General features: G+C 62.3%; 9 protein-coding genes. 3 read left to right on the forward strand and 6 right to left on the reverse strand.

Annotated features, from left to right (window positions below; all coding sequences use genetic code 11):
• Positions 1 to 206: 206 nt before the first annotated feature.
• Complete coding sequence (locus CI807_RS20660) at positions 207 to 761, reverse strand: UPF0149 family protein (protein ID WP_095015985.1); 555 nt, start codon at positions 759 to 761, stop codon at positions 207 to 209.
• A 75-nt stretch (positions 762 to 836) separates the two neighbouring features.
• Entirely contained in the window at positions 837 to 2093 is a 1257-nt protein-coding gene (locus tag CI807_RS20665) for a chloride channel protein (protein ID WP_095015986.1), read from the reverse strand.
• A 192-nt stretch (positions 2094 to 2285) separates the two neighbouring features.
• Between CI807_RS20665 and CI807_RS20670 the strand changes: the two genes are divergently transcribed.
• Positions 2286 to 3098 carry a crotonase/enoyl-CoA hydratase family protein gene (locus CI807_RS20670; RefSeq protein ID WP_028615967.1) on the forward strand — a complete coding sequence of 271 codons (813 nt, stop codon included), beginning with the start codon at positions 2286 to 2288 and terminating at the stop codon, positions 3096 to 3098.
• 5 nt (positions 3099 to 3103) lie between these two features.
• Complete coding sequence (nudC, locus tag CI807_RS20675; protein ID WP_095015987.1) at positions 3104 to 3937, forward strand: NAD(+) diphosphatase; 834 nt, start codon at positions 3104 to 3106, stop codon at positions 3935 to 3937.
• On the opposite strand, the gene CI807_RS20680 is transcribed toward nudC, so the two are convergent.
• From CI807_RS20680 to CI807_RS20690, 3 genes are all read right to left on the reverse strand, one after another.
• A complete protein-coding gene (locus tag CI807_RS20680) occupies positions 3905 to 4684 on the reverse strand; it encodes a TSUP family transporter (RefSeq protein ID WP_016980317.1) in 780 nt (259 codons plus the stop codon). The genes nudC and CI807_RS20680 overlap by 33 nt on opposite strands.
• 188 nt (positions 4685 to 4872) lie before the next feature.
• Positions 4873 to 5592, reverse strand: coding sequence for a phosphatidylcholine synthase (pcsA, locus tag CI807_RS20685; RefSeq protein ID WP_095015988.1), 720 nt, complete (start codon positions 5590 to 5592; stop codon positions 4873 to 4875).
• 149 nt (positions 5593 to 5741) lie between these two features.
• Positions 5742 to 6656 (reverse strand): class I SAM-dependent methyltransferase, encoded by a 915-nt coding sequence (locus CI807_RS20690; protein ID WP_095015989.1) that lies wholly within the window; start codon positions 6654 to 6656, stop codon positions 5742 to 5744.
• A gap of 191 nt (positions 6657 to 6847) precedes the next feature.
• On the opposite strand from CI807_RS20690, the gene mdeB reads away from it, so the two are divergent.
• Positions 6848 to 9514 carry an alpha-ketoglutarate dehydrogenase gene (mdeB, locus tag CI807_RS20695; RefSeq protein ID WP_095015990.1) on the forward strand — a complete coding sequence of 889 codons (2667 nt, stop codon included), beginning with the start codon at positions 6848 to 6850 and terminating at the stop codon, positions 9512 to 9514.
• Between the two features lies 1 nt (position 9515).
• Here the strand turns inward: mdeB and CI807_RS20700 are convergent, their stop codons facing one another.
• Positions 9516 to 10004 (reverse strand): DUF1289 domain-containing protein, encoded by a 489-nt coding sequence (locus CI807_RS20700; RefSeq protein ID WP_068937878.1) that lies wholly within the window; start codon positions 10002 to 10004, stop codon positions 9516 to 9518.
• Positions 10005 to 10162: the final 158 nt, after the last annotated feature.

Consider the following 10162-nt stretch of genomic DNA (forward strand, 5'->3'; position numbering starts at 1 on the left):
ACACTCGGCACCTCGCCTAGGCTCGGTGTGCCCGAACGCAGGCTTGAATCCGTGGGCCGCCGCGATGGGCCATCCTTGGCCCAGCGCGGCTAACCCGGCGTCCTGCCGGGTTACCCACGGATTCAAGCCTGCGTTCGGCCAGCGTGTTTGACGGGGCGCTTAAGATCAAGATCGAGATCAAAAGCCAGGGCAGAGCAAAAGCTGAATTATCGTTTTGCCAGCCAGTAATCATGCAGCGCACGCGCTGCCGGTTCGATTTCGCTGACGCGTTGCTGGTGTGCTTGTACGTCCAGGTCGGCTGGGAGTTCGAAGTTGTCTTGTTCGGCGCACCAGGAGATTTTTTCCAGCAGTGCAGCCTGTTCTGCCGGCAGTTCCGGCCAGTTGCCGATGGCGGCGCCGCGGATGTAGCCAAAGCACCATTCTTCGGCGAGGGTCACGGGGTGGCCTTGGTGTTCGGTTTCGTCGAAGCGGGCGTTGAAGCCGGCGGCGTCGGTCGCCAGTTGTGCGGCCAGGGTGTTGAGGTGGCGCACGCACAGTTCGAGGAAGCTTTGCGCTTCGTCCATGTTGTCCCATTCCGGGTTCTGGCCGCCCCAGATCGCGGGGAACCACTCGGCCACGTCCACCTGGACCGGGCTGGAGACCAGCGCGGTGAAGTAGCCGTCGAGTTCGGCCAGGTTCAGCACTGAGTGGTCGTCGCCGTACTTGAGCAGGGTGTTTTCGATGAATTCGAATTCGGCAGGGGTCAGAGGTTGGGCGTACATGGGCATATCCTTCAAACGTCTAGCGCCGCGAATGGGGGCGGCTTAAAGCGCGAAGGATGGCGTGTGTGCGGGGTTTTATCCAGCATTTTCCCAGCGCTTGCACAGCTTGCTGACGCACATCGAGCCGACTACTGCGAGGATGATCGGCACCAGGAAGTCATGGTCGATGCGGGTGAATTCCGCCACCAGCACAATCGCGGTCAACGGCATGCTCATGCTGGCAGCCAGGAAGGCGGCGGCGCCGATGATTGCAAATGCACCCAAGGGCACGCCAGGCCACATCAGGCTCCAGGCGCCGCCGAGGAGGATCGCCAGCAAGGCGCCATTGGCCAGACCGGGGGTGAGCAAGCCGCCTTCAGCGCCGGCGCGCAGGCTGCTGGTAGTGATCAGGACTTTGACCGCCAGCAACAACGCGGCCAGGCCTATGGTCAGTTCATTGTCGAAACCCAGCTGCGCCGGGCCTTTGCCATTGCCGAGGATTTGCGGCAATACCATCGCCAGGCCGCCGATGATCGTGAAGTTGATCAATGACAGCACTGGCAGGCGCCAGCCCCTGGCCGCATTCGCCCGCGCCTTGCCGGTGAGCCGCGTGAAAGCGTACGCCGCCACGCCGAAGACCGGACCGCAGACCACCGCCCAGGCGATCAGGGCAGGGTTCAAGACAAAGTGCGGGACCACATATTGCGATTCCGCACCCAGCCCGATCCACGCCACCGAGGCTGCAATCGCCGAGGTCGCCAACGCAATCACCGCCGCCGGCCAACTGAATGCGCCCACCAGCACTTCCAGTACAAACACAGCGCCACCCAACGGCACGTTGTACACCGCCGCCAGGCCCGCACCGGCACCGCAGGCGACGATCAGGCGATGCATCTGCGGGTCGAGTCGCGCGCGCTGGGATAACCAGGTGGCGACCAACGCGCCGACTTCCCGCGGTGCCACTTCACGGCCCAGGGGCGAACCCAGGGCCACGGTGATGATCTGCAACACGGCGTGGGCGAGGGTGGTCTTGGGCGGCATGATCGGCATCTTTTCCGACACCGCTTGTTTGATGCTCACCAGCGGCCGGCCATAACGATAAATCGCCCACCAGCCCACTCCCGCGACCAGGCCGCACACAACCAGCACCAGCAAGCGCCGCTCGGGCGCCGCCGCCGTCACGCCCAACAGGAAGGTTTCATGGCTGACCAGGCTGTCCAGGCTATAACCGTAGGCCAGGTGCTGAATGCCATGCAGCAGCAACGCCAGCAACATCCCGCCCAACCCGGCGCCGATACCGGTGAGCACGACCACCAGGGCGAGAATCAAGGATGAGCGAAACGGGGTCGGCATAGGCGGCTCCAGGCAATGGCCCTGATTGTATAGCCGATAAATCGGCCGCCCTGGATGAAATGTATCGGCGCTGCATGAACCGCGCGGCCACAACATTCCATTACCTTTGCCCGTCCCGTTTTTGGCCGATGTGCCGTCACGTTCCCTTGTTATAGTTCGGGCCTTATCACTCGCCAGTCAGGGATCACTGCCATGTCCGAATACCAAGCTTTCGTCGTCGAACTCACCGGCAACGTTGCCCATGTGCAGATCAACCGCCCGGAAAAGATCAACGCGATGAACGCGGCGTTCTGGACCGAAATCATCGACATTTTCCAGTGGGTCGAAGACACCGACGCCGTGCGCGCCGTGGTGCTCAGCGGTGCCGGCAAGCATTTCTCCTCCGGTATCGACCTGATGATGCTGGCCTCGGTGGCCAATGAGTTCGGCAAGGACGTGGGGCGCAATGCGCGCTTGCTGCGCCGCAAGATCCTGGAGCTGCAAGCCTCGTTCAATGCCGTCGACAACTGCCGCAAGCCGGTGTTGGCGGCGATCCAGGGTTACTGCATCGGCGGTGCCATCGACCTGATCAGCGCCTGCGACATGCGCTACGCCGCCGAAGGTGCGCAATTCTCCATCAAGGAAATCGACATCGGCATGGCCGCCGACGTCGGCACTTTGCAACGCCTGCCGCGCATCATCGGCGATGGCATGCTGCGGGAGCTGGCTTACACCGGCCGTCAGTTTGGCGCCGAAGAGGCGCGCAGCATCGGCCTGGTCAATCGCGTCTATCCTGATCAGGACAGCCTGCTGGCCGGGGTGATGGAGATTGCCCACGAAATCGCCGCCAAGTCGCCGATTGCCGTGGCCGGCACCAAGGCGATGATCAGCTACATGCGTGACCATACAGTCAATGACGGCCTGGAATACGTTGCCACCTGGAACTCGGCTATGTTGCAATCCAACGACCTGCGCGTGGCCATCGCGGCCCATATGAGTAAGCAGAAACCCGAATTCGTGGATTGACTGACATGACCCCAGGCTGGATTACCACAACGCTGCTGGACAACGACACCCCCGGCGGCTGGGCTGTCGCCCGCAGCCGCGACGGCTTTTTGCATGACACCAACGGCCCGCTGTTCCCCCGGGAATGGCTCAAGCGTCAGGACCTGTCAGTGTTTGCCGAACACGGCATCGGCCACCTCGACGGCGAGCCGGTGTACCTGCTGGAACTCAATGCTTCTGCGCAAGTGCCGGGTTGCAGTTGGCAGGGGCTGCGCGGCTTCATGCTGCAAGGCGATCACACCCTTTACAAAGTGTTGGGCTACGCAGCGCAGATCGGCACCTGGGCGCGTGAACACCGGTTTTGTGGGAGTTGCGGCCAGGCCATGGTCCAGGTTCCGCGCGAGCGGGCGATGTTCTGCCAGGCGTGCGACCTGCGCAGCTACCCGCGTATCTCGCCGAGCATGATCGTGCTGGTGACCCGCGGCGACGAGATCCTGCTGGCGCGTTCGCCACGCTTTGTCACGGGGGTGTACAGCACGTTGGCGGGGTTTGCCGAGCCGGGCGAGTCGGCCGAAGACTGCCTGATCCGCGAGGTGCGCGAGGAAGTGCAGGTGGAGGTCAAGAACATCCAGTACATGGGCAGCCAGTGCTGGCCGTTCCCGCATTCGATGATGCTGGGTTTTCATGCCGAGTACGCCGGGGGCGATATCGTGCCCCAGGCTGATGAGATCGAGGACGCGCAGTGGTTCAATATCCACGACTTGCCGCCGTTGCCGGCGTCACGTTCGATTGCGCGTTACCTGATCGACCTGTATCTGGCCCGCCGACTAGGCCACGCTGAACCAGTGCTGCCAGGCTAGGCGCACGGTCAGGCCAAGGACCACGGTGATGAACACCGGGCGAATGAATTTGGCGCCGCCGCTGATCGCGCTGCGTGCGCCAAAGAATGCGCCACACATCACCGACACGCCCATGGCCAGGCCGACGATCCAGTCCACCGAACCATTGATGATGAACACCGTCAGCGCCCCCGCGTTGCTGACGAAGTTCATGCTGCGCGCCACACCACTGGCTTTCACCAGGTCGATGGGGTGCAACAGCATTGTGCTTACGGTCCAGAACGCTCCCGTACCAGGGCCGGCCACACCATCGTAGAAGCCCAGGCCGAAGCCTTGGGTGGATTGCCATTTCTTCTTGATCGGTGCATCGGCGTCCACTGGCGCCTTGGGCGTGCCGCCGAACAGCAGGTACACGCCGCAGGCGAACACGATCACCGGCAGCATCTTGTTCAGGGTTTCAGCGGGCAGGTAGTGGGCGACCACGGCGCCGGTCAGCGCACCGATCAGCGTGCCGACAATGGCATGCACCCACTGGCGCGGATGGAACAACTTGCGCCGGTAGAAGGTAAAGCTGGCAGTGGCCGAGCCGAAGGTGGAACTGAGCTTGTTGGTGCCCAGTACCAGGTGCGGCGGCATGCCGGCGGTGAGCAGGGCGGGGGTGGTGAGCAAGCCGCCGCCACCGGCGATGGCGTCGATGAAGCCGGCGATGAAGGCGACAACCGCCAGGATGGCCAGGGTGGTGAGGTCTACGCTGAGTTCGAAGGGCATGGGCAGGGCTTTTCTGGCAGGGTGCGCAGCGAAGGGGCTGGGCGAAAGGCCGCTATCTTACCTGCCGGCCGACTGTAGGAGCGAGCTTGCTCGCGAAAAACCTTAACGATTACGTGGGTAGTCAGTCTGGCTCGCCGCGGTGGCCTTGCGTTCTTCGCGAGCAAGCTCGCTCCTACAGTCAGTTGTGATCAACCATGGCGCTTGTCGAGCCACTCCAACGCCGTCCGCCAGATACAAATCCCCAGGAAATACGCCGACATCAGCGACCACAAGCCAAATGTCCATGGGTTGGTGTTCGGGTAATCCATCACCATCAGGAAGCTGCACAGCAGCCAGATCGTGGTCACCGCAATGTTGATCGGCATGAATCGCTTCACCCGGAACGGGTGCAGGAATTTCATCGGCGTCACGGTCAGCAGGGCCAGGCCGATCACCGTCAGCAAGGTCACCCAGGCTTCCGGCTGGATGATGTAGACGCACAAAGCCACCACATTCCATGCGGCGGGGAAGCCGACGAAGTAGTTGTCCTTGCTCTTCATATTGACGTTGCAGAAGCAGAACAGCGACGACACCAGGATCACTGACACCGTGAACAGGTGCGTAAAGTCCGGCAGGTCGATATAGCGATAGATAAACAGGGCGGGGATAAACACATAGGTGAGGTAATCGATCACCAGGTCCAGCACCGAGCCGTCGAAGCTCGGCAGTACCGTGCTGACATTCACCCGTCGCGCCAGTGAGCCATCAACGCCGTCCACCACCAGCGCCAGGCCCAGCCACAGCAGGCAGGCCTTGGGTGAGTTTTCCAGCAGCGCCAGGGTGGCCAGGAAGGCCAATACCACACCGGTGGCGGTAAAGCCGTGGGCGCCCCAGGCTTTGAGTCTGGCTACATGCAGGGTCGATATCACGGGCGGTTCTCCAAAAGGTGAAACGGGGCAGCCGACGACGTAACGCCGTCGAGTCTGGCCGGGGAATGCAGGTATCGACCGGGAAGGGGGTAAGAAGGTTCACCACCCCGGTGTATCACTTAGCGTAGCAAGCGTAAGACGTTTCGGCATCAGCCTTGGCGGAACACCAATGCCTTTAAGCCACTGCGCACGTCAATATCAGGAAATTCCGGGGGGTTTTGCAGCCGCTCGACAAAACGCAGGCCCGGTGCTTCGCGGGTGACGCCGTCGATCAGGAAGTCTTCGCCGAAGGCCGGGTCGTTCATGCACGCCAGTACCGTGCCCTGTGGCGTGAGCAGATCCGGCAGGCGGCGCAGTACGCGCTGGTAGTCCTTGGTCAACAGGAAGCTACCTTTCTGGAACGACGGCGGATCGATGATCACCAGGTCGTAGGGGCCGTTGTTTGTAACCTTGGCCCAGGACTTGAACAGGTCGTGGCCCAGGAAGCTGACGTTGCTCAGGTCATGACCATTCAGGCGATGGTTGTCGCGACCCCGGCTCAGGGCGCCACGGGCCATGTCCAGGTTTACCACGTGGTCGGCGCCGCCTTCGATGGCCGCCACGGAAAACCCGCAGGTATAGGCAAACAGGTTGAGCACGCGCTGGCCCTTGGCCTGCTCACGCACCCAGTTGCGGCCGTAGCGCATGTCGAGGAACAGCCCGCTATTCTGTTTTTTACCCAGGTCGATCAGGTAGCGCAGGCCACCTTCGGTGATGGTCAGCTCGTCGACAGGGTTGCCCGACAGCCATTCGGTGGTGCTTTGCGGCAGATAACGGTGTTGCAGGGCGATGGTGTAGGTGCCGAACTCGGTTTGCAGCAGGTGCTTCAAGGCTTCCAGTTGTGCCGCGTCCGGTTCCTTGAACAACGCCACCAGCAGCACGCCTTGCAACCAGTCCACCGTCAGTTGCTCCAGGCCCGGCCAGCAACGGCCACGGCCGTGGAACAGGCGGCGGGTTTCAACCGGTGGCGTCGCCAGAGCGGCGAGCAGGTGGGTGTGCAGGGTGGCGAGTGCGTCTGGGGTCATCGTTAAACGTCGGTCGTTGAGCGGGCGGCATTTTAAACACAATTGCGGGCTATCGTCCTGCTTGAGCATAACGTGCTGGTAAAAAGACGATTGGCAGTGATTTATGCTCAAAATTCCACCGAGAGCGCCTGATAACAGGCAAAAAATCCTCCAGCACCGACATAAACTGGAAAAAAAACCCGGAGGTGTCCATGAACGGTTTCACGAATGCGGTGATTGATCAGCAAGAGTTGGATGAGTGGCGCGACGCCCTGTCTTCCCTGGTCAGCCACGCCGGCCCCGCGCGGGCGCGGCAGATCCTCGACCTGCTGGCGCAAGATGCCAGCGCTCCGCACATCGACTGGAAACCGCGCCACGGCACGCCCTACATCAATAGCATCAGCGTGGCGCAGCAACCGGCATTCCCCGGCGACCTGGCTACTGAAGAACGTCTGGCCTCGCTGGTGCGCTGGAACGCCTTGGCCATGGTGGTGCGTGCCAACCAGGCCTACGGCGAGCTGGGTGGTCATATCGCCAGTTACGCCAGTGCGGCGGACTTGTTCGAGGTCGGCTTCAACCACTTTTTTCGCGCCCGTAACAAGGGCTTCGGCGGCGATCTGGTGTTCTATCAGCCGCATTCCGCGCCAGGTATCTATGCACGAGCTTTTCTGGAAGGCCGCTTGAGCGAAAACGACCTGGCCCACTATCGCCAGGAAATAGGTGGGCCCAAGCAGGGCGCACGCGGCCTGTCCAGCTACCCGCACCCGTGGCTGATGCCGGACTTCTGGCAGTTCCCCACCGGTTCCATGGGCATCGGCCCGATCAGTTCGATTTTCCAGGCGCGCTTCATGCGCTACTTGCAGCACCGCAATTTGCAGGACACCACCGACCGCCACGTGTGGGGCGTCTTCGGCGACGGCGAAATGGACGAACCGGAAAGCATGTCGGCCCTGACACTGGCCGCCCGCGAAGGCCTGGACAACCTGACCTGGGTGGTCAACTGCAACCTGCAACGCCTCGACGGCCCGGTGCGTGGCAACGGGCGCATCATCGATGAACTGGAGGCCTTGTTTGCCGGCGCCGGCTGGAACGTGATCAAGCTGGTATGGGGCTCGGACTGGGATGCGTTGTTGGCCAAGGACGCTGACGGTTCGCTGGTCAACACCTTGTCCAGCACGGTTGACGGTCAATTCCAGACCTTCGCCGCCAAGGACGGCGCCTACAACCGCGAGCACTTCTTCGGCCAGAGCGAGTCCCTGGCGCGGCTGGTCGAGGGCATGAGTGATGAGCAGATCGACCGCCTCAAGCGTGGCGGCCACGACATGGTCAAGATCCATGCGGCCTACCACGCCGCGCGCGCAGTCAAAGGCAAACCCACGGTGATCCTGGCCCAGACGAAGAAGGGCTTTGGCATGGGCGAGGCCGGGCAGGGCAAGATGACCACCCACCAGCAGAAGAAATTGGACCGCGATGCGTTGATCGCCTTCCGCAATCGCTTCCAGTTGCCGCTGACCGATGAACAGACCGAATCCCTGAGCTTCTTCAAACCGTCCGAGGACAGCCTGGAGTTGCGCTATCTGCACCAGCGTCGCACGGCGTTGGGCGGCTACGTGCCCAGTCGCAGCCAGGTCGCCGCCCCGGTCAGCGTGCCGGCCGTTTCGGGCTACGCCGGATTCGCCACGGCTGCCGACGGCAAGGAAATGTCCACCACCATGGCCTTCGTGCGCATGCTGACCAACCTGCTCAAGGACAAGGCCCTCGGCCCGCGCATCGTGCCGATCGTGGCAGATGAAGCGCGCACGTTCGGCATGGCCAACTTGTTCAAGCAGATCGGTATATATTCCAGTGTCGGCCAGCGTTACGAGCCGGAAGACATCGGCTCGATCCTCAGCTACCGCGAAGCCACCGACGGGCAGATCCTGGAGGAGGGCATCAGCGAAGCCAGCGCCATCAGTTCCTGGGTCGCGGCGGCCACCAGTTATTCGGTGCATGGCCTGCGTATGTTGCCGTTCTACATCTATTACTCGATGTTCGGCTTCCAGCGCGTTGGTGACCTGATCTGGGCTGCCGCCGACCAACGTGCCCGTGGCTTCCTGCTTGGCGCCACCGCCGGACGCACCACCCTGGGTGGCGAAGGCTTGCAGCATCAGGATGGCAGCAGCCACCTCACCGCGGCCACCGTGCCCAACTGCCGCGCCTACGACCCGGCGTTCGCCGGGGAATTCGCGGTGATCCTCGACCACGGCATGCGCCAGATGCTGGAACACGATGTGGACGAGTTCTACTACGTGACCTTGATGAACGAAAACTACCCGCAGCCCAGCCTGCCGGAAGGCGTTGAAGCGGCGATCATCAAGGGCATGTACCGCCTGCAAGGCACGACCAATGCCAAGGTGCGCCTGCTCGGGTCCGGCACGTTGGTACGCGAGGCGCAAGCGGCGGCACAGTTGCTGGCGGACGATTGGCAGGTGGAGAGCGAAGTGTTCAGCGTCACCAGTTTCAGCGAACTGGCGCGGGATGCGCGGGAGGTTGAACGCTGGAACCGCTTGCATCCGCAGGCCGTTGCGCGGGTCAGCCATGTGAATGCGTGCTTGCCCAACGGCGCGCCGGTGATCGCGGTGTCCGACTATGTGCGGGCAGTGCCACAGATGATTGGCGCTTACCTGGATTCCAACTACACCGTGCTGGGCACCGACGGCTTTGGGCGCAGCGATACGCGGGCGGCGCTGCGGGATTTCTTTGAGGTGGACCGCCATCACATCGTGCTGGCGGCGCTGACGGCGTTGGTGAAGCAGGGGCGTCTGGAGGCGCGGGTGTGCCAGGAGGCGATTGAGCGTTATGACCTGCAGGCCGAACGCGCAGCCTCCTGGAATTGCTGAGTCAGAAACTGGCTATCAGTGGAGGCCCAAAAGCCTCCCTGATAAACCCCGGGGCGATATACCGTTCGTAATGCGCTTCGGACAGCAGGAAAAACTCCCGGTCAATCGCATCCCGCAGATCCGCCAGGCTGCGCTCGCGAAACTCCGGCAGCAACGCCAGCCCATACGCGTCCAGCTTGGAAATCACCCGCGCACCCCGGGCAATCAGTTGATATGCCCAACAGTACGCCGACTGGTGCGGCATGAAGCGGATCTTGCGCGACTCAAGCTGCTGGCGCAGCAGGTGCGCATCAAACACCTCCAACTTGCTGGCCATGACCTGCACCAGCAATTGCTCCAGGCGCAGCCACACCGCCTGTTTCTCGTCGGCGTTGTAGCCGTTCCACTGGATCACTTCATGGTGGTAACGCTTGCAGCCCCGGCAGACCAGGTCCCCGTAAACGGTGGAGCACAGGCCGACGCAGGGGGTCTTGATGGTTTGATTGGGCATAAAAACTATTTAACGGGAATCAACACCAAACCTGTAGGAGCCGGCTTGCCGGCGATGGCGCCCGCATGATCGCCATCGCCGGCAAGCCGGCTCCTACACGTTAGTCCCAGCTCAGCGCGCCGCCGGTCTGGTACTCGATCACACGGGTTTCGAAGAAG

This window comes from Pseudomonas sp. NS1(2017) (assembly GCF_002269425.1).
Classification (GTDB): domain Bacteria; phylum Pseudomonadota; class Gammaproteobacteria; order Pseudomonadales; family Pseudomonadaceae; genus Aquipseudomonas; species Aquipseudomonas reactans.

Bases quoted from the DNA above. Each gene is read 5' to 3' on its own strand.
- CI807_RS20670 (WP_028615967.1), top strand. From the start codon at position 2,286: ATGTCCGAATACCAAGCTTTCGTCGTCGAACTCACCGGCAACGTTGCC.
- CI807_RS20680 (WP_016980317.1), bottom strand. From the start codon at position 4,684: ATGCCCTTCGAACTCAGCGTAGACCTCACCACCCTGGCCATCCTGGCG.
- CI807_RS20700 (WP_068937878.1), bottom strand. From the start codon at position 10,004: ATGCCCAATCAAACCATCAAGACCCCCTGCGTCGGCCTGTGCTCCACC.
- CI807_RS20690 (WP_095015989.1), bottom strand. From the start codon at position 6,656: ATGACCCCAGACGCACTCGCCACCCTGCACACCCACCTGCTCGCCGCT.
- nudC (WP_095015987.1), top strand. From the start codon at position 3,104: ATGACCCCAGGCTGGATTACCACAACGCTGCTGGACAACGACACCCCC.
- CI807_RS20660 (WP_095015985.1), bottom strand. From the start codon at position 761: ATGTACGCCCAACCTCTGACCCCTGCCGAATTCGAATTCATCGAAAAC.
- mdeB (WP_095015990.1), top strand. From the start codon at position 6,848: ATGAACGGTTTCACGAATGCGGTGATTGATCAGCAAGAGTTGGATGAG.
- CI807_RS20665 (WP_095015986.1), bottom strand. From the start codon at position 2,093: ATGCCGACCCCGTTTCGCTCATCCTTGATTCTCGCCCTGGTGGTCGTG.